This window comes from Gimesia sp. (genome assembly GCF_040219335.1).
In the GTDB taxonomy this organism is placed as follows: Bacteria; Planctomycetota; Planctomycetia; order Planctomycetales; family Planctomycetaceae; genus Gimesia.
This window is the reverse complement of the sequence record NZ_JAVJSQ010000019.1, coordinates 175758-200902: the sequence shown is the minus strand read 5'-3', so window position 1 is coordinate 200902 and position 25145 is coordinate 175758. Positions and strand designations below refer to the sequence as shown.

Annotated in this window: 14 protein-coding genes; all 14 read right to left on the bottom strand. The window is 50.8% G+C overall.

Annotated features, from left to right (window positions below; translation table 11 throughout):
* Position 1: 1 nt before the first annotated feature.
* Positions 2-652, bottom strand: coding sequence for a hypothetical protein (locus tag RID21_RS15915; RefSeq protein ID WP_350190488.1), 651 nt, complete (start codon positions 650-652; stop codon positions 2-4).
* Complete coding sequence (locus tag RID21_RS15910; protein WP_350190485.1) at positions 652-2112, bottom strand: hypothetical protein; 1461 nt, start codon at positions 2110-2112, stop codon at positions 652-654. The genes RID21_RS15915 and RID21_RS15910 overlap by 1 nt, the downstream gene beginning before the upstream one ends.
* A gap of 52 nt (positions 2113-2164) precedes the next feature.
* Positions 2165-4330: a mitotic spindle assembly checkpoint protein MAD1 gene (locus RID21_RS15905; RefSeq protein ID WP_350190483.1), complete on the bottom strand. Its 2166-nt coding sequence runs from the start codon at positions 4328-4330 to the stop codon at positions 2165-2167.
* Between the two features lie 32 nt (positions 4331-4362).
* Positions 4363-6783, bottom strand: a complete 2421-nt coding sequence (locus RID21_RS15900; RefSeq protein WP_350190481.1) for a vWA domain-containing protein — start codon at positions 6781-6783, stop codon at positions 4363-4365.
* 10 nt (positions 6784-6793) lie between these two features.
* Complete coding sequence (locus tag RID21_RS15895) at positions 6794-8935, bottom strand: BatA domain-containing protein (protein ID WP_350190479.1); 2142 nt, start codon at positions 8933-8935, stop codon at positions 6794-6796.
* A 9-nt stretch (positions 8936-8944) separates the two neighbouring features.
* Entirely contained in the window at positions 8945-9943 is a 999-nt protein-coding gene (locus RID21_RS15890) for a DUF58 domain-containing protein (protein WP_350190477.1), read from the bottom strand.
* Positions 9921-10964: an AAA family ATPase gene (locus RID21_RS15885; RefSeq protein WP_350190954.1), complete on the bottom strand. Its 1044-nt coding sequence runs from the start codon at positions 10962-10964 to the stop codon at positions 9921-9923. Before RID21_RS15885 ends, RID21_RS15890 begins: the two co-directional genes overlap by 23 nt.
* A gap of 59 nt (positions 10965-11023) precedes the next feature.
* Complete coding sequence (locus tag RID21_RS15880; protein WP_350190475.1) at positions 11024-12067, bottom strand: prenyltransferase/squalene oxidase repeat-containing protein; 1044 nt, start codon at positions 12065-12067, stop codon at positions 11024-11026.
* Between the two features lie 23 nt (positions 12068-12090).
* On the bottom strand, positions 12091-12948 hold the full coding sequence (locus RID21_RS15875) for an SIMPL domain-containing protein (protein ID WP_350190473.1): 858 nt from the start codon (positions 12946-12948) through the stop codon (positions 12091-12093).
* A 16-nt stretch (positions 12949-12964) separates the two neighbouring features.
* Entirely contained in the window at positions 12965-15124 is a 2160-nt protein-coding gene (locus RID21_RS15870) for an outer membrane protein assembly factor BamB family protein (protein ID WP_350190471.1), read from the bottom strand.
* Between the two features lie 400 nt (positions 15125-15524).
* Positions 15525-16997 (bottom strand): DUF1501 domain-containing protein, encoded by a 1473-nt coding sequence (locus RID21_RS15865; protein WP_350190469.1) that lies wholly within the window; start codon positions 16995-16997, stop codon positions 15525-15527.
* 86 nt (positions 16998-17083) lie between these two features.
* Positions 17084-22249: a DUF1549 domain-containing protein gene (locus RID21_RS15860; RefSeq protein ID WP_350190467.1), complete on the bottom strand. Its 5166-nt coding sequence runs from the start codon at positions 22247-22249 to the stop codon at positions 17084-17086.
* Between the two features lie 449 nt (positions 22250-22698).
* Positions 22699-24495 carry a pilus assembly protein TadG-related protein gene (locus RID21_RS15855; RefSeq protein ID WP_350190465.1) on the bottom strand — a complete coding sequence of 599 codons (1797 nt, stop codon included), beginning with the start codon at positions 24493-24495 and terminating at the stop codon, positions 22699-22701.
* A gap of 72 nt (positions 24496-24567) precedes the next feature.
* Positions 24568-25140 carry a TadE/TadG family type IV pilus assembly protein gene (locus RID21_RS15850; RefSeq protein ID WP_350190463.1) on the bottom strand — a complete coding sequence of 191 codons (573 nt, stop codon included), beginning with the start codon at positions 25138-25140 and terminating at the stop codon, positions 24568-24570.
* Positions 25141-25145 lie beyond the last annotated feature (5 nt).

Here is a 25145-nt window from a genome sequence, read left to right as displayed (position 1 = left end):
TTTACTCTTGTTTATCAGTCGTCTCATTTTTCTTCAGATCCTTGTTCCGCGCCAGTCGGCGAAAGTAATCTGCCAGTATGTCTTCATAGCCGGGAGGAAAGCCCTCCGTTCGTGACTGCAGAATTTTCTCGCGCTGTTTGGGCGTCAGGTCGGCCCAGTTGCGTCCTTTTTTGTCGGGCGCTCTGAGGTCTCCCTGTCCGCCGGGACCTTTTCCCAGTGTCGAAGCATTTGCCGGGCGTGATGGATTCGCACCTGCGCCACCGCCCCCTTTCTTGCAGGATTTCTCAAGCATCTCAATCAAGGTGTCCAAACGGGAAATAATTCGCGGCTGAGTTGTCCTGGCTGGTTTTTCCGTCTGGCCTTGATCGAAATCATTAATCACCGATTTGACATCGGTCTGGATATTCTTAAACGGATCTTTCAACCAGGCATCATCGCGCATCAGGGACATCACATCCTGCTGACCAGGAAGAGTGCCTGGTGCAATTTTTCCCGGGACAGGGACTGGTTTAGCAGCCTCGACTGCTTTCTCTGTTTTCACTGGGGGATCAATGTCGACAGCCTGGGCCGTCTCCAACCAGAGCGACATGCAACAGACTGTCACCGACAGATATACATAGCAATGTTTTAAGCAGATTTGCGTGAGTGCCATCATTCACCTCCCAGACAATGAGGACAGGTCATACTGTGTAAGCGACCGGTAACCGTGTCGATCTCTTTCTGTCGCACCGTCAGCAGTTCGATACGGTCTTTCAGCGAATCTCCAGTGATCTTTTTATCTGCAATCTGTCGATCCAGGCTTTCTGTCCGAATGTGCACGAACTGCTGCATCCAACGGAGCATTTTGACTTCCGCCAGCAGTTTATTCCGATTCCCCTGGCACCCCTTACATTGACCACTGCCATTCTTACTGGCCGGCCGCGAAGCTTCCTGCATCGCATCGAGCAGTGCCTGGAGATCTTTCTCGATCTGCTGCTGATCTGTGATGATCTCCTGATCGGCCTGTCCCTGTTCCAGCCCTTCGCTGACGAATTCCATCTGTTCGCGAATCGCGCCCAGCGCAACAGGCAGAACCAGGCTGAAACGGGTCAATTCGCAGAGCTCTATTGACTCTGAACAGAGAGTGATAATCTTCTCTTCGGAATTCGACAGTCTCCTGACTGCCGCCAGTGCCTGTTTCTGCTTCTGCGACACCCGGTCCTGCAGCTTGGTCGTAACTTCGCGGATCTGTTTCTGTTGCACAATCATATCCTGCAACTGATCCATTACACGTTGACGAACAAGTGACTCGACTTCTTTTCGCAGTTGTTCTTCCAGTTTCTGTGTTTCCTGATCCGCACGGCTCAACTGCTCTATTGCTTTTTTCTGGTCTTGTGAAGCCGGCTTAGGTTTAGACTCTCCCAGTTTTTTACAGGCGCCTCCCATGCATTTACCGGCTCCCGATAGTGAATTACAGATTCCTTTCGATGCAGCTCCGTATTCACGCAGTTGTTGCTGCAGATTTTCAGCAGACTTCTGATTGCGACGTTCACTGGTTTCCAGGGCCTTGAATTTCTCAGAATCGGTCTTTTGTTTTTTCTGCTGCTCCAGTGTGTGAGAAAGCTGAAGCTCCTCTTTTTTGATGAGTTTGTTCAAGGTTTCTCGAGAATCAATCAATTTACGCAACTGTTCCAGTTTCAGCTCCAGCCCGATATCTGCTGTCAGCAGCAGTTTTTTCAGTTCTTCCAGCAGTACCAGAATTTCCTTCTGCTCCTGGCTGGCTTGATTCAACTTCAGGTCATCCAGCATTCGGGAAGCTTCTCCCATCCGATCCAGAATCAACTGTTCGCGAGCTTTACGTAATCCCAGCAGTAGTCTGGCGGCGTCCTCGGGCTGCGACTCCTGAATCAGTCGGGAGAGTCGAAACATTCGCTCCTCTAACTCCTGCATGTGCGCCTTGGCTTTGTCCTGCTCGAACTGAATCCGTTTCCGAGGCGTTACTTTCTCACTTGAACTGACCGCAGTATTGGACACGGTCTCTGACTTGTCTTTCGCCTGAATCGCTCCCAGCTGAACGGTCAGTACGACCAACCAGATCATCCCGTATTTTCTTGCCTTGTCTCTGTTTCGCATGTCCCACACCTCCATCACAGGGGGATTCAGAGTGACGCGATCGTCACACCCTTTACTTATCAAAAATGGAATCAGTCTGCTTCTTTTTGAGTTCTTCTGTTTTATCTTTGACGACCTGTTCCAGTTTAATTACGGCGTTTAATTGATTGACTACGTCGATGAAACTGTCCCATTGGGCCATATTGTTCAAGATCTGGTCCATCGTCTTTACAATCTGATCCTGCTGATCGGTCAGTTGTGAAAGTGGTTCAGGGGACTGGCTCCGAAGTGACTCCAGAGATTGTCGTTGCTGTTCCATCTCACGATCGTGTAGACCTTGCAACGGTTTGAGCACCGTCTGCTCGATTAACTGCCAGGTCTCCGCACCTCCCAGCTGGTTCAGTTTCATCTCTTCCACAGAACTGTTTAAAGCATGACTGACCTGTCCGACTTCCCGGCGGATCAACTGATGCTCTCGAATCCAGGCCGCTGCTTCTTCCGAATTCCGGGCTAGTTTCAATTTATCACGTAACTGCTCTGCCTGATCGCGTGACTTTCGGAGCCGTGCCCTTAATTGCTGCTGTCGCAACAGAATTTCGCGGAACAGTTCCTCAGGCTTGACCACTCGAAACACTAACTGTCGTGAGTTGGTTTTCTGACGCCCTGTGAAACAGTTGTCTTCTGCAAAACTTTGAAATGTAATCACCGCTCCCGGATTCAGTTTCATCTCGGCAATGGAAACCCGTTGTTCATGCTCGACAACGGTCTCTCTCGCAGGATCCTCCGGTCCATAAACAGGATAATTCTGCTCATGATTCATATTTTTCGGAGTCGATAAATCCGCTACTTCCTCGGGTTCAATTGCTGATTTTTCTGAAGTTGCAATCCCGGTCAAAGGAACTTCTGATGTCATCCCCACCTGGCGTATGCCAAAATCATCGCGAGCTAAGATCGAAAAGGGGATCGTTGCCTGTGGAGTAATTCTCTGCCGCAGCCCTGAATAACGAAAACTAAGCCGCGGGCTGCGATCTGGTTGTACACCAATGGATACCGGACGAGGATGGGAACTGATTTCGTGCTCAGCAGAATGTAACGTCAGCCTGAAATTAACGGGTTTCTCATGTGTCCATTCTGTCTGGAAATGCTTTCCATCCGTACTGTTCCATTGTAACGAGATCTCCTCAGAATCAACGTCAATCTTGCGGACCTTCACATTCGTGGTCAGCTCTAATGTCACTTTTGACTGAGGCAGTAATCGGACATTTCCTTCCGAAGCCGAAAAATGAGATACAAAAGGTTCCGAAAGACGGGGATGCGATGCACGAATCGATAAATCGGTAATCCGGGGTCGATCGATGGGAACGATTTCAAAAAGTTCTGTCTGGCCATCACCTCCCCAGGCCTGTGCCTGAAGCGGAAGTTGAACAGGGGGCAGTTCATAGCGAAAATCTCCTGCCTGAAAGCGATTCATGGTAATTGTTTCACTCTCACCATTTGCATCCTTCAGAGAAAGCCAGACACTCTCCGTCGGCTTGTCTGCATCCTCCACCTGAATCTGTAAGGTCGCCGCTTCCCCCCGTGGAAGCACCCACTGTCCTTCTTGCAGACCAACGACAATTAATCGGGTATCACGAGGCCAGGGCTGACTGGAACCGAGTAACCAGCGCGCTCCCCATAATTGTGCCGTTGCTGGCAGAATCATCAGAAAACAGACCGGAATCAGAATAGCTGCGAAAAGTCCCAGCAGACAGGCCTGGGTGTGCTTCTGGTTGATTGTTTTCTCGTAAGGAAAATTGCTGAGACGCTGATAATTTTCCTGTACCGCCTGCGCGATCATCTCATTAGACTGATCTGCTTCATGCTGATGGCCAGGCAACTGTAACAGGCTAGCCACCTGAGGCGCCAGTGCCTGCTGATCATTGACCCGCCGCGCACGGTCGATCAGATTAGCCACTTCAATAGGCGAAAGAGAGACCTGGAACGGAATGTAGATATACCGCCACAACAGATAACCGATGATCGCAAATCCCGCCAGCATGCATCCGACACGGGTTGCCAGACTCAATTCCAGCCACCAGTCAAATAGAAGTGAAAAAGCAGCCAGAGACAGCATAGCCAAGCCGATTCGTGTCGCCGCTTCCAGCAGAATATGCCGGCGCAGCGCACGTCCTACACGATCCAGCTTTCTGGAAATCGTGTTTTGCAGCTCGGCATATTCATGCGACTTTAGTTTGGACATCTACCGCTGACTCCTGTAATGCTATACCATCTTTAAATCAGACGGCACCACTTTCGCAAAATCCATTCTGTAACCAGTAAACCAAAGATTAAGAAATAGAAAATTGGTGCATCCCAGATTTCCTGACGTTCTTCCAGAAATCGAGAGACCTCTTTAATTTTGAAGGCGTTTACAATGTCGTTCATTTCTGACAACTGATAGACCCGACCTCCCGTCGAACTCGACATGGTCTCCAGATATGCTTCGTTCAGAGTCGGATTTTGCAGTTCCTGATTTGGAAATTCGACTTTAATCGGCATGGTAGCCGCCTTCACGCTCGCCCCGGCTGCTTCATCTCCCATCCAGACACGGACAAAATACGTCCCAGGTGACGGCACCGGAAAGTTCGTAGAGAATTCACCTCTTTGATTTCCTTCTGTCAACGTCAGTGGAATCGGCTGTTCATCACCACGCTCTACTTCACCGTATAAACGCTGTAAACCAGGCTCGATCTGGCTCTCATCCAGAAAACGGGCGACCACCTTAGCCTGTTCTCCGGGCTGGTACTGTGCCTGCGGTGTCGAAAGCCGGAAAGGGTAATTTCCTCCCAGTTGTTTGCTCCTGCCGGCCCGATCCACGACTCGTGCCCAGAATCCGTCAAACAACTGCTCATTCAGATACCGCCAGCGATAGGTGCTGTCAAAACCAATAAAAATCGACCAACCGGGTCCCACGCGTTGCGAGGCGATCAGAACCTCCTGACCATATTCATTTCGCATGCGGGGGTCCGCATGAACCGCGAGCACCGTCGCCCCCGGTTTCGCTTTGGTCACCGGAAAGTGCCAGAACATGCCGGGTAAATTTTTCAGAAGCTGCTCATTTGCCTGACGATCACTGGCAAAGTTAAAAATGGGATCCTGGACTCCCTGAGTAGTCACATCCAGCTTCCAGGGTGAGCGAGCACTCAACCGAATCTGAACTTGAGAGCGAAAGAGTCCCGGCTCTCGAATAACAGGCAATAAGTTTAACCAGTCCAGGGTAGGATCAGACTGATGATCGAACATATTCGCGGTCTGCATTTCACCAGCAATATAGACCAGTCCACCTCCTGCTTTGGTCACAAAATTCGTAAGCAACTCCGGGAAATTAACAGGCCAGCCGTTGGGATCAGGATCGTATAATATCACACAGTCATAATCGTTGAGCTCTTCCTGAGTGACCGGCAGACGACGAATTGGCAGATCGCCCGGATGTTCATAGGTTTTATCAGCCGCCATGAGCCAGGTCGAAAGATTAATCTGTCGATCCCGTAAAAACGTATTTCTCAGAAACTGAACTTCGGGAAAAGTCGATCCTGCAATAAACAGGACATTCAACCGCTGTCGAATCACGCGTACTTCGGTGGAGGCCAGATTATCATCCTGCGAGATTTCCGGCCCCGCATCGATAATATTTGCTCGAAATTCGACCTTACCGGTTTTTGTTTCTGTGAACTGATACGTCCGCGGTTGTAACTGACCCTCGAGGTTAAGCACGACATCCTCGCGAATGAATTCCTGCCAGGGCCCACCATTGCGTCGCTGTTCAATCAGCAGGGTCGCGGATTGAGCCTGCATTCCCCGTGATTCAATATGTACCGTCAGCTGGTTCGCATCCTGCACAAACACCACCGGGCTGACTTCGAGTTCCGTAATCGCAACATTCCGCGGTCCATCAGTCGTCCCCATTCCAACCGCGACCAGAGGGATTCCTTCATCAGACAGCATCTGCAAGACTTCCTCCGGCGGTTCTCCAGCCGTCGATTGTCCATCGCTGATCAGTAAAACCCCCGAGAGTGGCATCCCGGAATAGGAAAGCAGTGCCTGGCGAAGAGAACTGGCGATAGCAGTCGCATTTCCACCGGCGTGCCATTCCTCAGAGTCTGATAATGCCTCTGGATTGAACTTATCACTGAACCCATGCAGGTGGACCGTGCGTTTTCCGTCAGCAGACAGGTCTTTCAGGAATGAAGGTGTCACTAATTTCTGCGCGAGTTGCAGGCGGTTCATTCTGCGGAGGGCATCCACGTCTGACGACATCCCCAGACTACGCGCCACTTCCATGGCCCGTTCTTCATCCTGCCAGGAATCCTTCAGCGACATGGACTGCGAAGTATCCAACAGGACCAGCAGATGCGAAGGAATTTTTTCCTCTTTGCTCAATACCAGAATAGGTTCGAGCAGCATGGCAATCACCAGCAGGACCAAAGCAATTCGGATTGAGTACAACAGACAGCGGCGGAGCAGGGGTATCTGCCTTGCATCCCGTTGATACAACCACCAGCCGCCAGCTATCAGTACGACGACTCCCAGAATCAGAAAGAGCATCCGATCTCCTGACGGCAAGCCAACCCACTGCGTGGACCACTGACCACCTTCGGCCCAGGTCGAGGATTGAATACCAAACAGTTTTTCCAGAAATCGGTTCAAGTTCACAACTCTTTCTTTAGCGACGACGACCAATCCAGGCCGCCAGCATACTCTCGGAAATCAGACAACCCAGTAATACGACTGCCAGATATCGCCATAATTCAGTTCCGGCTGTCGATAAGTCCATTTCTTTTCCCTGATAACGAATCAGCTTTAAAGGCATGCGCCCCAGATACTGCTGCAATTCCTGCTCATTCAGCCTTTCCTGCAATGAATCTTCCACATTCGCATTGATGGCAAATTTCTGAGTCTGCCCGCCAGATTGTGTGCCTTGCCACGTTGCTTCTACGACGCCTGAATAACGAATCGGATCTGAGCTGAGAATCGTCTTCGATTCACCTTCCATACCGAAACGGACCTCCAGGGGTTTCAAGTCACGATCCAGCCAGACCAGTTCACCAGACTGAGGCGCGGTAATCGTCTCCAGTTCCAGGTGGATCGGTTCACCGGCAACCAGATTCTCGCCCCGTTGAATTTCTGCCGCGATTTCCTGTGCCGCTACCCGCATGGCCAGAACAAAACTCGCCTCTGCTGGCCAGTCGCTCCAGCTTTTATCTGCTGAAATGGTCCAGAACAGGACGCGACCTTCACCAAAACGCTTTTCTAATACTGCAGGAGACTGCTGGGGATCATTCCAGCGTGCCAACACGTTAACCTGACGCTGTCCTTCACCTTGCTCCAGAACAACATCCGCAAATCGATGGGGACGCACCCGACTCAACAGTTCCGGAGTCAGGTTCTTCAGTAACTCAATCGGAGAATCAGCGATTGGTTCGATAACCAGCCCTTGCGCCTGCAAATCCCGAATCTGATTGATTTTTGCCGGAAGGAGTCCATTTCCCCCTTTAAACAGTCGTTCGTTATAGAGTTGCAAGTCACACTGATCGCCGGCAAATATCATTAAACCGGTTCCCAGCGAGACCAGTTCTTCCAGTTCGGCGACGCGCTCCTTTGACAGCTGATCCACATTGGCCAGGACGATCAGATCCGGGGCTGTCAATAACTGTGATTTCCAGGTTGAACTTTCCGTTTGTGTCACCTGCCAGTTTGAATTTCCGGCTGACAGAGCCAGCGCCAGAAAATCAGTTTCACTCTCGAAGGGATTCAGCCCCGGTTCGCCATCAACGAGAACGACATCGACCATCTGACGAACATTGATCAGTTTGCTGCGAACGTTGTCTTCCATCAAGGAATCTGCAGGAATGGATAGAGTTACGACATGCTGACCCGGTTCATCAAATCGCACACTCACGGGAACGGTCACCGTTTTTTCTGCTGGAATTTCAGGCAGGGTCACTGGAGTAACATTTCCGTCCACGTCTAACAATGCCTGACCTGACTTAAGCGGTTCTGTACTGGAATTCTCGATGACGGCAGTCAATTTAACTTCCTGATCGACCAGTGCAATCCGGCTGTCCTGATCAAGCGAACGTAGTACACGGTTCCCCGTCGGCTCATTTCCGATATCGATAAATCGCAACGTTACTTGTTCGCCCGACCAACGGTCACAAAGATCGCGCACTTCAGAAGTCCAACCGGCCGACCAGAGATCGGTAACAATAATCACCTCTTTAATCGGGAATGTGGCTTCTTTCAGTTGGCGATCTACTTCCTCTAAGGTAGAAATCCAGTGACTGGCCATCTGGCTGGAATTAATCTCATTGATGCGCGCAATCAACTGGTCCCGCTCTTTCTCTGTCAGATGTGCCATCCGCACGAGTGGTTGCTCCGGTTGAGAAGCCAGTACCACCGATACCGAATCCTGCGGTCCCAACTGGTTCAAAACCTGCCGAACTGCATTTTGTGCCCGGCTGAAAGCAGACTGTTCGCCGGTCTGATAAGACATACTCAGAGAATCATCCAGTACGATCACGCGGCTTGCCCGACCTTCCACCGTCAGGAACCCCGCCAGATTTGTACCCGAACTGATGGGGCGTGCCACCGCCAGAAACAGAGCCAGAACCGCCAGCGTTCGAATCGCAAGCAAAAGCCACTGTTCCAGCCGTAACCGCCGACGATTTGTCTTCAGAGTTAACTTCAGATATTCCATGGGCGCCCAGTCCACGCGGATAAACCGTCTGCGGTTTAGCAGGTGAATAATGATCGGTGCGGTTGCCAGAACCGTTCCCGTCAAAAGTAGGGGAGCCAGAAACTGCATTGAGACTGGTTACTCGCTTTCTGATGTTTGGCCTGCTCTGGAATCGGGAGCAGGGGAGTCTGATGTGTGATTGTCTGAACCGGCAGATCCACCGAGCGACGCCATTCGTCCCCGATGTGTTTTCGCTCCTGCAAACTGCCGATTGTGTAAATAGCTGCTCAAAACCCTGCTCAGATTGGCGTCAGTAAATATCTGCAGATAGTCGATGCCACAGAACTGACAGCGTTGGCGTGTCTCCTGAATAAACTCTTCCATGGCTGCCTGATACGCCTTATGAAAGGCCCATGGTTCGGCAAAGATCTCTTCTTCGCCCTCGATGTCTTTGAAGATCACAGAATCTTTGAATGGAAGCTCTACCTCATCACGGTGCAGTACGTGCATCACAATCACCTCATGTCCTGCGTATTGCAGCTTGCCCAGCGACTCGTAAAATCGATCCAGCGGTGTCAGCAGATCAGACAGAACAACAACGATGCCTCGACGGTGAATCTGATCCGCAACCTGGGCGACAGCCGGGCCAATATCGGTTTCTCCCTGGAGTTCGGTCTGCTGCAGCACTTCCATGAATTTGGCCAGATGGGAGGCAGTACTCCCGGTCCGCAGATCTTCCTGAATACGATCATTGAGTATCGCCAGGCCAACCGCATCACGTTGTTTCAATAAAACAGACGACAGCGAGACGGCGATTGTTGCTGCACAATCATACTTGGAAAAGTCAGGACCGCCGTACTTCATCGAGGCCGAAGAATCGACAATAAAGACGGCACGTAAATTCGACTCTTCTTCAAAACGTTTAATATAAAACCGGTCCGAACGGGCATACGCTTTCCAGTCCAGGTTCTTCAAATCATCACCGGGCGTGTAGCTGCGATAGTCGGCAAATTCCGGAGACAGACCGTGCAGGGGACTGCGGTGCAGGCCAGCTATCGAACCCTCAACCGGTTGGCGGGCCTTGAACCCAATCCCGGCCAGACTGCCTGCGATCTCAGGATTTAAGTATGTGTTCAAACTGACCATCCTTTCCGGCAGTGCTCTGATATAATGGAGTTTCCGCGATCAGTTTTTCAATTACGGAATCCGGTGTCTGGCCCTCCGACTCGGCGTTGTAAGACAGAACAATCCGGTGGCGCAAAACGGCCTTAGCAACCGCCTGGAGATCTTCCACAGAGACTTCAGGGCGACCATACAGAGCAGCCCGGGCCTTGGCTGCCAGAATCAGAGACTGCCCACCACGTGGCCCCGCCCCCCAGAGCACCCAACGATTAATGAACTCCGGAGCATCTTCGCAGTCGCGGCGTGTCGCCCGGATCAGGTCCATGGTGTAATCTACAAGAAAATCACTGATGGGAACCCGGCGTACCAGATGCTGAAGCTCCAGCACTTCTTCTCCCGTTAAGGTGGCTTCCGGCTCCGACTGTTCTTCTCCAGTTACTGTTTTGTAAATCTGTCTTTCTTCATCGCGCGTGGGATACTGGACAATGATCTTCATCAGAAACCGGTCCAGCTGCGCCTCGGGAAGGGGGTAGGTCCCTTCCTGTTCAATCGGGTTCTGGGTCGCAAGCACAAAAAACGGGCGGGGGAGTTTGTAATGTTTCGTCCCTGCGGAAATGTTCTTTTCCTGCATCCCCTGAAGTAGAGCCGCCTGTGTTTTGGGAGGTGTCCGGTTGATTTCATCTGCCAGCAACAGATTGGTAAAAATCGGTCCTTCAATAAACCGGAACTCTCGCGTTCCAGTCTGTCGATCTTCGTAAATCACATCGGTCCCGGTAATATCGGCGGGCATCAGGTCGGGAGTGAACTGGATCCGACCAAAGTCCAGTGACAGACTTTTAGCCAGCGTAGAGACCAGCAACGTCTTCGCCAGGCCCGGGACTCCTTCCAGAATACAATGCCCCCCCGCAAGAATACTGACCAGCAACTGCTCGACGACATCATCCTGACCAACTACGACCTTGCGAATCTGTTCGCGAATCCGTTCCTGGGCGGCTTTGAGCTTCTCCAAAGCTGCCATATCTGGTGCTGTTTTCATTTCAGACAAGATTCACTCCCTGTTCTACCAGCCTGTCTGCTGGTCACAATACATGTCGATTAACGTTGATATATTGGCAAAAACTTATAAGGCAGTTGTAAAACGATTAAGGCGACGCTGGTTCCAAAAATGGGACCGACTCCATCGCCGTTCCAGCTCCCGTTGGATGCCTGTGATTTGATGAGACTGTCGCGCTGCCCCGGGAAGTAGGCATCCCAATAATCATCGCCTGCCTGGTAAAACGCCTGCGAGGCATACAGGTTCAAATAAAAATAATGTCCCGACTGAAATCCACTTTTTCGGTTTTTGAACTGTCCGTAAACATACTCCATACATTCTTCAGCCAGCGGTGATTCATATTCCCCGGCGGAATAGAGGCAGGTAATTGCGGCAGCAGATATCGGCAGGCGGGTATCATTGCCGGAATGATATGAGTAGCGAATCCCCCCCTCAGGTGTCTGACAGAGTTCCAGATAGCGGACAGCATTCTGAATCGTTCCCTTGGGTACGGTAAAGCCGGCATTGTGCGCAGCCCGGAGTCCCTGCATCTGGGTGACGGTGACGCTGCCTTCATCTCCTCCGCCCGGGGTATAAATCCAGCCTCCTAAAGGGCTCTGTCCGGAAGAGGTTAACTGGATACCATCTTTGACCACTTTGGCAATCCGGGCGCGGACTTTTGCGTCTGTCTCCATACCGTATACGCTGGAAAGAAACAGCAATGAGAATCCATGTCCATACATCGGGCGTCCATTTTCTGCACCGGCTGCGATCAGACCGTTCTGCTGAGCCTGACTCAATACGTACTCGGTCGCTTTCCGCACCTGATCGGCATAGGGCCCTCGGGTCGGCGTATTTCCATTGGCCAGAAAGGCGATTCCCGCCAGCGAAGTCATTGAGACGGGATAGGTACTGCCATCCTGGGTTGTTTGAAAACTACCGCTGGTTGTCTGCTGCTTCGCCAGATAATCGAGGCCCCGCTGAATTGACTTGACGGTTGCAGAAGTGACATGCCGGGGTAGAATTTCCTGCGCCTGAATCTGTGCAAAGCTGCACAGCAGAAACAGCCCACCGGCAACAATTCTCATGATTACAGAAATACTCATTTGACGCTCGTATAATTGAGGATTCATTCGAGAGCATAAGTAACGCGAACGACGGCAGAAACAGGGATCTCTTTCAACAGTGCGGAGGACTGCTCTTCAGACTGACCGACTCTCATTCCCAGGACAGCCAGATACTGTGCCAGCATCTGACTGGAACTGTCGCTGCTCTTTTGGTTTGGATCCACAGTATTGATGGCCACAACTTTCCCGAGTTTGCCCCCCGCCAGCTTTGCGAGTGCCTCCGCCTGAGCACGTGCATCTTCCAGGGCCTTCGCATACGCTTTGTTTTTCAAGTCTTCCACGTTTTGAATTTTAAAGGCGACCATCGTATTGCGTGCTTTAGAAGCGTTATATGTTCCCGGCACCATGGGAGTCGTATCATTACCAATCACCACTCCCGCATCTTTGCCGGCATCAACAATCCGAACGATCATTTCCAGCAGTTCTTCGGAGCTCAGCTTATCAACTCCCGTCAGACGTAACTTGAGTGTTTCTGAGACCGATAACTCCTGAGACTGCGTATTATTCACAGCCATGCCCCGCATCATGGCCTGCATCTGACTGGCATTTAAGGACGAGTAGAGTGACATCCCATCCCCCTGAATGACCAGTCCTGGTATCTTCAGATTTTTAAATGCATCTTCGGCCCGGCGTCGATTTCCGTGATACTTGGTAACAGCATCTCCCGCCAGTTGGCCCTGACCGATGACCAGTCCGGTCATTTCGACGACCGTTGGTTTCTGTTCAACAATGCCAGTCCCTACAACGGTAATCCCGGTTTCACCTTCAGCAGCGACCGGTGACAGTTGAGCAAAGCAGGGCAGAGCCAGCGCCAGTAAAAACAAGCTTCGACTTTGTGACAGGAGTAACTTACCACACATATTACATTCCATCTGATTAAGGTTCTGATGTTGGTGTTTCTTTTGACTTCTGTTTTCCAGCGGGAGTGGAGGGGTATGCGGTCACAGCCTGATTGGAAATACAAAGCATTAATCCCTGTTTCAGACTGATCGCCCCCCCCAACGAACTCAGATCGTGCCCGCGATAAATATCAAGAATATCCCCGTTTGATTTCGAAATTTCGAAGATACCCCGACTGGTAAATATCCAGGCGTGCTGCGGATCGATGACGGCACTCAAGCCTCCCGCCGCGATGGGCAGAGAAACAGCCCAGTTTAATCGGCTTGTTTCACGACTCAAGGCCTCCAGTTCCCTGGAGAGCAGGTAGACATTTTGATGATCAATTCCCACCAGTTGAGCAGCCACTTTGATGGGACGTTTCCAGACCACTTTTTTGGTAGCCAGATCCAGCGCATAGACTTCGCTGGCGCCTTCTTCTTTGAAATAGAGCAAATTATTGTCGCAGTACATCTGCCCTCTGGAATGCAGTTGTACTTCCTCATTGGCAGCAGCATAGTAATTGTTGGAGGTCGACTGATTGACGGGATAGGGATACCGGAATACCCAGTTGATCGATCTTCCAGGCAAGGAAACATCAAACAGAGCCCCATTATTAGTGAGTACCAGAAGTGACTCTCCATTCAGCTTGAGTACGGGAGAGGGCATATCTTCCATCCCGTTTGTAGAACTGCCTGCCACGACAGATCCCAGGGGAATCCCCCACTCCTTCTTTCCCGTCTTCAACGACAGGCAACTCAAATTGAGTTGTTTACTGTTCTGCTGGTGCGAGATCGTATAAATCTGCTCTGCAACTACCAGAGGCTCACAGATATAGCTTTCGTTATTCACACTGGTTTGCCAGAGTTGTTTACCCGTCTTTTTCTGATAGGCAACCAGCCGATAACAGGCACGGTAGCGGTTCATTTCCTTCTGAGGGATCAGCGTGGCCAGGACATAATCTCCACTCACAGCAATATGATACTGATTGAGATGGCTGGACTGATGAAAACTATAGTTGTTGAAATGATTTCCCAGATCCTTGAATTTCGCGTTCCTCCAGAGCAGCTTCCCGGACTTCAAATCGAGACCAAAACAGACACCATAATAATTTACATAGGCATGCTGCTGATCAACGGCAATGGGAGGCACGTAGGTTGCATACGATTTGCTGCGGCCGTAATAATCTGATTGAGAATTCTGCAGCGCCTGTTCCACACTCTGATCCAGATAATGTAACTGCCAGTGTGGTTGAGAATCAGAATCGGGTAACTGGAATGACTGAGAGACCAGCTTTCGTTCATTGGAATTCGAAGAAGCAACAGAAGATACGTTCTGCTCGGGCAGTAAAGATTTCAGATAGGGAACCGGATCAAGGGCATTGCCTCCCAGAGTCACTTTCTGGCCAGGAAACTGTTGCGCGATCACCTCAATCGCTGCAGCAGCCCGTTTGATTTGTGCCCCCCGGATCAATGCCAGCGCATGCTTCACATTCAAATCCAGTTCCGGCAGGCTGGTATCGGGATGATGCTCCAGAATCGAGCGCCAGTATTCGGCCGCCTGAAGAAAATCGCCCCGTTCAAAAGCCTGATTTCCCAGCAGGTCAGCGACTTCATCGCCAATGGAGGTCAGAAAATACTGGTAATAAATCTCGGTTGCCCGCTTTTCGGCATCAGCGGAATGCAGCGGATGTTTTTCCGAGAGCTCAGCAAACTCCTTACGTGCCTTGCCATCATAGAAAAGTCGATATGCTTCTCGTCCTGCGGGTGGTAGTGAAGTCAGGGCTCGAAAGATCCGCTGATTCGCATCGATCAGAAAACCATCATGCGTGGGGAGCAGGGCGGAACTGGACTGAGAAGCAGACAGATCCTTGATCGTCGTTAGTGCTTTTTCCCACATCTGATGGCGCACATAACGTTCAAAGTCATCCAGCAGATTCAGTTTCTTTTCATCGACGGAAATACTGAAACCCGGAATCTTGTGAGGCGACGTCTCGGGGGTCTGCACTGCAGCTGCTGCCATGTCAACTTCGACAGCGACTTGCCCGGGAAGCTCTCTGGGAATCAGCAGCAGAGATGGCAGTATCAGCCAGCCGATGATGAGCGTGAATCGATCATTTCTGAACTGTAAACAGATAATGGGCGCACCTTTATCCAACATAATCCATCCTGCAGATGAGAATGGGCCTGACGGTCTGGTTAGTCAATCAGTTTTTATTTGGCGCGATCTGTCAGAACATCAAATAGGATCGATGTGGGGTGGAATGAGTTCCCGGTTTATGAATCAATTTCACGGCTTTTCATAAACCTGCAACTCTGTCCAAGTCAGCCCTGACGTTGTTAAATCATTGTACACCACATTGGGTTCATGAATTCAAGCATAATTTGTCCCGTTTTTCTCTTTTTAAAATCTTTCTCAGATAGTGACCTGGTCTGCAGTCGAATTCTATTTCGGGTCAGCAGCAGAGAGATCTCGTGGATTTTCGCTGCATCTACGAAAACAGGCCCGCCTCTGATAATACAGAGACGGGCCTGATTCGAAATATAAATATGGTAGCCGCTTATCCCATCAGTTTGGTAACGGCTTGTGCTTTCACCAGTTCGCGTGGCTGATTCAGGTGATTATAGACGATGGTTTCGGGATTGATTCCGAACGAATGATAGATCGTTGCCAGCAGTTCCCGTGGATGAACGGGATCTTTGCGCGGACTGGACCCAGTCTTATCGGATTCGCCGTGAACATATCCCCGTTTCATCCCGGCCCCTGCCAGCAGAGATGTGTAGCAGTAAGGCCAGTGATCTCGACCGTCGTCGCTGTTTGAGTTTCCTGAAGTACTGACCCCACGTTGAGGACTGCGGCCAAATTCACCCACTGCCACAATCAGTGTTTCGTCCAGCGTGCCCCGATCGTACAGGTCAGAAATCAGACTGGCGAGCCCCTGGTCAAACATGGGAGCAGACTGATTCTTCAATCGATTCGTTAATCCGGTATGCACGTCCCAGGAATGGTTGTTCGAATTCGCGACTTTTGGCCAGACGACTTCCACCACGCGAGTCCCGGCTTCAACCAGACGACGGGCCAGCAGGAGGCTCTGACCAAAGGTGTTCCGTCCATACTTGTCGCGGACTGCATCTGACTCCTGATCAAGGGCAAAGGCATCGCGGGCCCGGCCGGAAATCACCAGATCCAAGGCCCGTGAATAGTACTTATCCAGCTTGTAATCTTCGACAGCCTTGTTCAACTGAGGCATACCCTGGTTGATGGTATCCCGCAGGCTGGCACGACGCTGCAACCGGGAAGTGTAGACATCCGGACGCAACTTTAGATCATCAACGCTGATCCGATCCATCTTATTCATATCCATATCGTCTCCGGGTGGATAGAGATAGTACGGATCGTAGGCACGTCCCAGGAAACCGGCTGTCCCGGCTTTCCCGACCACGTTACTCTCCTGCAACGGTCGTGGGAGCATGACAAACGGCAGCATGGGGACCTGTGGTGGCTGGAGACGAATAATATTCGACCCGAAGTTCGGGAAGTCTTTAGGACTTGGTGGCTCCAACTGCCCGGAAGGACTGACTTTATCTGTGGTGTAGCCGGTCAGCATCTGATAGATGGCGGCAGTATGATTGAACAGCCCTTTGGGTGTATAACTCATGGAGCGAATCATGGTGAACTTGTCGTTCTGCTGTGCCAGATTCGGCAAGAGTTCAGTAAACTGCACACCAGGCAGCTTGGTAGAGATCGGCTGGAAGACACTCCGCACATTATCGGGAACGTTTTCCTTGGGATCCCACAGGTCCAGATGACTGGGACCGCCTTGCAGGAAGATCAGAATAACACTTTTGGCTTTCGCCCAGCCGGGGCCGCCACCGCCTTCATTGCTGTTGGCCGCAGCTTCCTGTAACTGGAGCATGGTTCCCAGTCCCATACCCATCATACTGGAACCGCCGACTCGCAGCAGATCACGACGGGAGATTTGACTTCGAGACTCGCACGGCTCCTTGCCTGATTGACCTGGAATGATCAGCATTTCTGTGTCTCCTCAGTTTTTGTTAGAGAAACTGTTTCAATATTGTATCCATCCGCATGTATTCTGTGCTGCTGTCCTGATGAATCTTAGTGGTTAAACAGGAAGGCAGGACTATTGATTAACGCCCATGTGAGGTCCTGGGCGGCTACCAGTCGATTCTGTTTGACCTGCTCTGCACTCAACTGGACATCATCACGCAGGCGGGTCAGTTTGCGATCGACGGGGCGTACATTCTGCACCTTTGTTAGATGCTGCTGTAATTCGACGAGTTTGGGATCGGTTGGCCGCGGCTGTTTACTGTCTGCAACTGCTTTGATCATCGACTGCAGCCTGCTGTCTGATTTACTGTAATAGTCAAGCAGTTTCTTTTTCTCTGCAGCGTTGCGCTTATCAGCCTGTTTCGCCAGAATGTTACGGATATCCTGGGGATGCTGATCGAGCGTGGTTGGTCCTTTCCCGTTTGTGATAGAGAGCCGGAACCGACCGATAGAATGCGTATTACTGTTAAACTGCTGCTTCATAACAAAGGTCAAAATGACTCCCTGATCATCAGACGGTAGCGGAGACTGAATGTCGAAACTGGCTTTATGAGGCTTCCCAATCTGCGGTGAGACAGCCCAGCCTTCGCCCGATGGCTTGATCTGACCATCAATGGCGGTCGCAATCAAATACGTATTCTGGCTGAAATCAGCCTGGGCGTTGAACAGCTTCAGTTTCTGTTTCTGATCCGGTTTCGATTTTGGAGCCGCATAAACTTCGAACTCATTGAGTACGAAATTTCCGTCTCCTGAACGTCCCGGTCCCTTTTGGGGCAGGGAATCATCAGTGAGTACTTCCAGGCGTACCGCAGAGAGCGCTTTCAGATTTGTCTGAGCGACAATCTGATAATCGCCTTTTCCATTTTTGCCTTTAGCCAGGATCGATTGATCCGGCTGTAGTTCCAGAGTCGCTTCGTTGGTAGCTGATATGGAATCTGGCTTGATGACGACCCAATTGGAGCCTTTGGTTTCTTCTTTTTCCCAGGCAGCGATCCGAGATTGTAAGGATTTCTGATACTCCGTTAACTCCTGTTGCAACCGTGCTGTCCTGGCCTGTTGCTCTTTGTTCAACCAGGCTTCGCGGGGGGCGATGGCCTGCTGGAACGAAGCAATTTTCTCTTGTGCATCTTTGATATTCTGAACCCGTTGATTTTCCTGCCGAACAATCTCGGGGGGCAGGCTCTTTTCATATTCTGCCAGACGCTGCTTCAATGACTGGTGTTCATTCTGAATCTGTTGTTGAATCAGTTTGACACCAGCCTGTTTTTCCTCTGCAGTCGCCGGACGATTCAATACCCGCAGAAAGATCGAGTCGACTAAAGAAGAGTCGTTACTTTCCTGCTGGACCAGCTTACTCAAGGCATTATTGGGATCGCTGATCGCGTTGCCTACAGTGGGGCCACTGATCAGAGCCATCACCGGCCCCAGTTCAACGCTTGAAGACCGTTCGCACTCACAGGGACTTTCTCGCTGAGCACGACCGAACTTGGCCAGGAAGTCGCTCTTCAGTTTGAATCCCACATCGGGAAGTTCTGCTGCCCGGGTCCCCGCAGGAACACCGGGGATATTCGATTCAGAGCCCGTCACCCGGCAGAGAGCATCGTAAAGCACCTCTGCTGGCAAGCGACGTGCTTTGGCATGCGAATAATTAATCTTGTCGTCTTCGTTCCATTCATTGGATTCAATGGACAGCTGGTAGGTTCGCGACTGACAGATCACCCGCATCAGATGCCGGACGTCAAAATCATGAGACAGGAAATCCTCGGTCAGCTTGTCCAGCAGGTCTGGATTGGAAGCTGGATTTCCGGCACGAATGTCATCAATGGGTTCGATCAGCCCGGTTCCGGTCAGATATCCCCAGACCCGGTTGGCGTATGCTTTGGCGAAGTACTGGTTATCTCGCGAGGTGATCCAGCGGGCCAGTTTTTCACGGCGCGAAAGATCCGCTTTGGGATCAGCTTTGAACTCAGCAGGGTAGGGAAATTTCGGCGGCGTTTTCAAGCCGGTTCGTTCGTGAATCATTTCCCCTTCGTTTTTGTCGTACACGACTTCAAACAGGGGCTTACCACTTTCAACAGCGGTACCACCAATATTCCGTCCCTTACTTTCCGGAGCGGCTTTCAAACCAAATTGAGCGAAGAATGCCGAAGTTTCGTAATACTGGTCCTGGGTCCAGCGTTCGAAGGGGTGGTCATGACATTTGTTGCAATTGAAGCGGATTGCCAGGAACAGGTGAGTCGTATTTTCCATCGTGTCTTCAGGTGTCCGATGGATTTTAAAATAGGATGCAGCGGGATTCGCTTTATTGGAACCACTGGCTGACAGAATTTCGTAAGCAAACTTATCGTAGGGCATATTTTCGGAGACTGATTTTTCAATCCAGTCACGGAAATTTTTTGCCCCTTCAACCCCCAGATATTTTCGGTTAACCTGCAGCAGATCGGCCCACTTGTTAGTCCAGTGTTCTACAAATTCCGGGGAACCGAGCAGACGATCAATCAGTTCATTGCGTTTGAGACGGGAATCGCGTTTGTCTGCCAGGAAAGTTTTCACATCCTCAATCGTGGGAGGCAGACCAGTCAGATCGATGTAAACCCGCCGGATAAATTCTGCATCAGTACACAATTGAGAGGGCAGGGTTTTTGTCTTTTTCAGTTTTTGATCAACGAGTTTGTCAATGTAGTTATAAACAGGTTGCTGCTTCCAGGCAAATTCAGAGCGATCGCCCATGACGGTAACAGTCGTGGCTGCATATTTCCCTTCGTAACGGGCCAGCAGTGGCGCTTCACCTCGACGCAGTACTTCAGCAATTCCGCCATGATGCATTTTGGCAACTTCGATGTTACTGCTGTCAATGAAGGCATCACTGGTGACATCCCGTTCTTCTCCATTGGAATAGGTGGCCAGGACACGGAATTGCTGTAGCAGTCCGGCGCGGGGAACAACTGGATTCTCTGGCACGACTTTGATTTGTTCTACCCGGGCGGCTTCCCGGTTCAGGGGCGTCCCCTTATTAATCCAGGAAGAAACAATCTGGTAATGCGCGTCCCCGGGTAAGGCCAGCTGCCCCCCCTTGTGAGGCACTTCAGCAATCGCTTTCAACAGAATCAGACTTTGCTCTGGGGCGGCCAGATTGACACGACGCGATTTCAGGTCGTCCGTGAAGGCACGCAGGTCAAACAGATCATCAGTTCCACGTAGAGAGAGTTTGAAGCCGTCTTTCCCTTTGTTGGCTCCGTGACAGAGCCCGGAGTTACACCCCATTTTCGTAAACGCAGGTGCCACATCCCGCCAGTAATCCGGACTGTAATCGGCGGGGAAGGGGGGCACGTGAATTTTTGAAGTGACCTGCTTACCCTGCAGACTGAAATTCACTTCAACAGTTCCGGGCTGCAGCGCACGCACCAGTCCGGTTTCAGAAATGTGCAGAATGGGCTTCCCTTTCTGACTGACAGTTACCAGTCGAGTCAAGTCCGCTTTGGCCCCGGATTTCAGATGACCGGTTACGAGAAACTGAATTGTATCAAATTTCTGAGTGATGGTGGCCTGAGCAGGCTGTACTTCCAGTTTTACAATTGGATCGGCCCCGGAGAATGTTTCCTCCGGCAGCTGCGCCTGATTGAGGTCTACAACAACAAGCTCGTTCTGTTGCGTCTCTTGATTTTTTGGCTTGCCTGATTCAGGTTTCGCGGCGATTTGAGGCTGCGTCTGCTTTAAAGGAACCGGTACAAAAGACTTTTTCAGTTTTCCAGTTGCGGAATCATACAATCGTACCTGGCCATCCTGTCCGGCGGTCGCAATCACGGCCCCCTGAGGATGATAGCAGACGGTGTAAAGTCCTGATTCAGGGACCTGGGCTTCACTGACCAGTTTCACATTCTGGGTGCGGCTCTCTTCAATCTGCTTCTTTTCGGCAGCACTACGCGAAGCGACGCGTTTATTTAAGATTGCAACCAGATTATCGGGAATTTTCTCAGCAATATCGAATGAAAAGACTTTCAATTCCCCGGTATGATTCAGACTGCTGACAGCGACCAGTTGTTTGCCGTTGGGATGAATGTCGACACCAAAGATCCTGCCTTTGAGGGCAGGGAAGGTACGCACGAGATTCGCATCATCGCCAATCACGCGTTTGGACTGACGGAAGACCTGATACAGCTTGGGAACTCCGTCTGCACCGCCCACCAGCACGGTATCCTGTGTGGGATGGCGGTCGATGGCTGCTAACCCACCCGTAAGTGCTTTGGGAGTAATTGATGTAATATTGTCGATGAACCGCTGAGTTTTGACTTCGGTCAGTTTGGTAGTGCGGTCCCGGCTGACAGAGATCACATGACTTCCATCTTTGGAAAATACGGTATCCAGCACCCAGTCGTAGTGCGCTCCCTGGTAGAGAATTTCTTTACCGGTAGCGACCTCAACCGCACGAAGAGTGTTATCGCTGCAACCAAAGGCCAGCAGCTTTCCATCGGGAGACCAGCTGGCACCATAAATGGTATCGTAGGTGAGGGGAATCGACTTGACGAGCGACTGCTGCGCCACGTCCCAGATTTGAATTTCGCCCCGTTCTGCAGGAGTCCCCCCCGTGACAGCCAGGAATTTCCCATCAGGCGAGAAGGTGACCGATTCGATCCGCTGTGATTTACCAATCAGACGACCGACAATCTGGTCTCCTTCCGATTTGTGCAAAAGGACCTCATGAAAGCCGGCGACGGCCAGGAGTTTTCCATCGGGAGAATAGTCCAGCGAAGTAATAACAGACGGTGCTGAATAGGACGGCGGATTGTCTTTATTGAAGCGATATTCCACTTTCGCAGGCGAGTCATTCAAGGCTCCCTGCTGGATCCAGGTACGGATCAGAGTGATCTGTTCCTGAGCCAGAGGCGTTTTCGCCTTGGGCATTTCGGCTTCGTTATCCTCAGGTGTAATCAATTTTACCAGGTAACTTTCATCCGGCTTGCCGGGAACGATGGCAGCCGATTCACTTTCGCCCCCCTTCAGCAGGTCGACGAATTCAGTGACAACATAATCACCTTCCGGATTTCGCGGATGGTGACAGCCGGCACAGTGAGCCTGCAAAATGGGTCGGACCTGCTGGTAAAAGCTGACCTTTTGGTCCGCATGAGAAGGAGCCGCATTGATGAGTGTCGTAAAGAAAACCGAGCAGAGCGCAAAGCCGGAAAAAGAATAAGCGCGGAACTTGTCGAAGGACATGAACCAGAACCCCCTTTTATCAAACCTAAGTTAAAATAACTCTGGTGGTGAAAAGAGGCAAATCTCTTCTCATTGCCCCTGAATGGTTTTGAAAGGGCTCTCTGAAATAGAGCGTGTTATCAATCAGGGTGAGAGTAGTGGAAGGATAAGTTAAGCCGACAGAAAACTACCGGAAACTTAAATCTCGCATGCAATGATATACATATTCCATTATGAATAGATCCTAATTCTTCGTCGATAAGAATTTCTGCTTTTTCAATAAATTTCTGGAGATTTCTACACTTCCTGTCACTCAATAAAACGAAGCTAAATCCAGCAAGTGATTACTTTTTAATATCGCGGCTTCACAACCCATCAAAACGAGAAAAGAGGTGGCCGACTTTCGACCACCTCTTTCTCACTCAGGTAGAAATCAACCCAAGCAGGCATGATTCGACAATAGTTGAGACTTAGAAATCACTTTCCGGATCTGCCAGCAATTTCGCTGGCGGAACATTAGCTGCAATCTTACCAAAGGCGATTAACAGCTGTGATCGCATCTCTTCGATCGTCGCACCACCGGGAGCATCGATACTGATCCCGTTGCAGGCCTTGGCAATGGCCCGCATCAGGTCTCGGTCTGCACCTGCCCCAACGGTCATGGTATGCACGGTATACCCCAGGTTGGCCGCTTCCACAGCCTGCCAGAGAGCATATTGCTTATGACGATCGCCGGTCTGATAATCAGCCTGTCCATCGCCATCGAAATCTGTCACATCGTCCCAGTCCCAGCTTCCCGGGAGAGACCAGTTTGAAGGTGAACGATTCGCGTTACCATCGGTCATCACCAGGATCGTCGGACGTGCACCAGCACGACCGTGAGAACTCAGCAATTCTCTGGCATCACGAATCCCGTAACCCATACCGGTGTAGGGAGCATAGTGCGAAGCCTGCTTGTGTCTCTGAATCGCATTAATATCTGTGTAGTTGTTAGTAATGAGTTCATCACCCAGGTTGACCGTTTCCGAAACGCCATCGTCATTCAGGACCGATTCGACTCGGGACGAATCATCATAGGTCACCAGCCCGATGTGGTCACCAAACTCCAGGCCGCCCAGGAACTGGGTAAACAGTGTCACCCCGTTTTTCATCGCATGGAACGGATAGATCGGAGCCCGCCACAGATCTTCGGACTGATCATTTTTCTTACGCTGACTGATGAGATAGCCCATCAGTGTGCGATAACCATACTTCTTGCGGTAGCCATAATTACTGACGGTACCATTCGTCCGGACCCAGCGAATGTAACCCTTCCATAAGTTTTTGTTTGTATAGCCTGTAGGCTGACCGTTAAGACTCCCGTAATAATTTTTACCTTCCTGAGGGAAGGGGTATTTCAAATTTCCACTCGAGTCGACTTCATCCAGATCCAATCTCCGGAAGATGTAATCTTCGTCGTTGGAACTGATATACTCACCCACTGCGGAATCGATTTTTCCGTAGCCTTCAGGAGGAAATTTGAGTTTATCCGAATTCGAATAAGTCGCGCCAGAATCAACCAGTGTATTCCAGATATCATCCAGGTTGTCTTCCACTGCCGATTTTCCCAGACGATAAGAGGACATGGCATCAAACTCACTGTCGTAGCTCATTGAACCGGAGTAGTCGAGCACGAGTACGATATCACGTGCCTCGATGAAGGCGATCGCAGATGTGGTGACTGAGGCCGTCTTTTCTCCCATAATTCCAGCGAAGAACAGTTGCAGCTGCGAGTCTGGCTTTCCTTCTTCTGAATTGTCACGACGGGCAATGACTTTCACCACGTTATATGGTTTGGCAGTTTCCCCCCAGATCATATGGAAAGTACCAGAGGCGTCCTGATACCGTTTACCGAATTTGACATCGGTCTCCGGATCCACATACACGCCATTCAGCCCGGCGACTTTCTCGGCCATCGCTTTGGCTGCTTCGACAGCAATCGAGTTCGCGTCCTGCACGCTGCTCGATACATCACCACCTTCTGTGATGCCGTCTGCCGTTGTCTGGACGGCATCGGTAATCTGTTGCGCCGCAGCCAGGGCAGCTGCCTCCACTGCATTGCGCATTTTCGTTTTGGTCATGGTAATCACTGCGATATCAATCCCGAACGCCATGAAGCCCATGGTCGCAACGAGGAATGGTACCGCCATCACCATGAACGCACCACGACGACTTTGGTCGCCGGGTAGATTCACGTTCGCTTTTCTGGCTCGTTGAAACATTTTCATTTTACCCCCTCTGACTCCCCGAAAATAAAGTTGTTTTCTCAAAATGCTGCTGATCACAAATGCGTTTTGTCACTAGTTGACAATCTTTGTCGTGCCGTTATTTAAAATCAGATCCCATACTGCATCCCCCGTCATAGGTTTCGCCATGGAACCCTCCAGATTCATTATTTCAGTCAGTTTAGAATTCATAGCACCTTCCGGAATCTCAATCCCAATCCGGAACAGGCGATTGCGGTTATCTGGATCACTCAAATCGAAAGTGTCTCCAGAACTGGGAGGATTAGGCATGGGATCCAGAGCATTGCCATCTGCGTCATCAGCGCGGGTAATAGTGATCGTCAGATTACTCTCATCATTTTCGATACCGGAAGCACGCAGAAAGTTACGCACATCCAGGATAATTTTATCGTTCAATGAAGTACCCGAGGGTAAATCCAGATCAGCATCCATGGATGCCAGACGTCCTGCCTGGGACAGGGCGGCTTCCATGACAGTCGTGGTGTGTACAGCGCGCCGGACGGCCACCATTCCCAGCACCAGAGCCAGGAACACAGGCGCAATAACGGCAAATTCGACCGCAGCTACACCTCTGCGGTCGGAATCCAGTCGGTTTGTTTTGTTTGTTCGGATATAGTTGATTCTCATGAAGT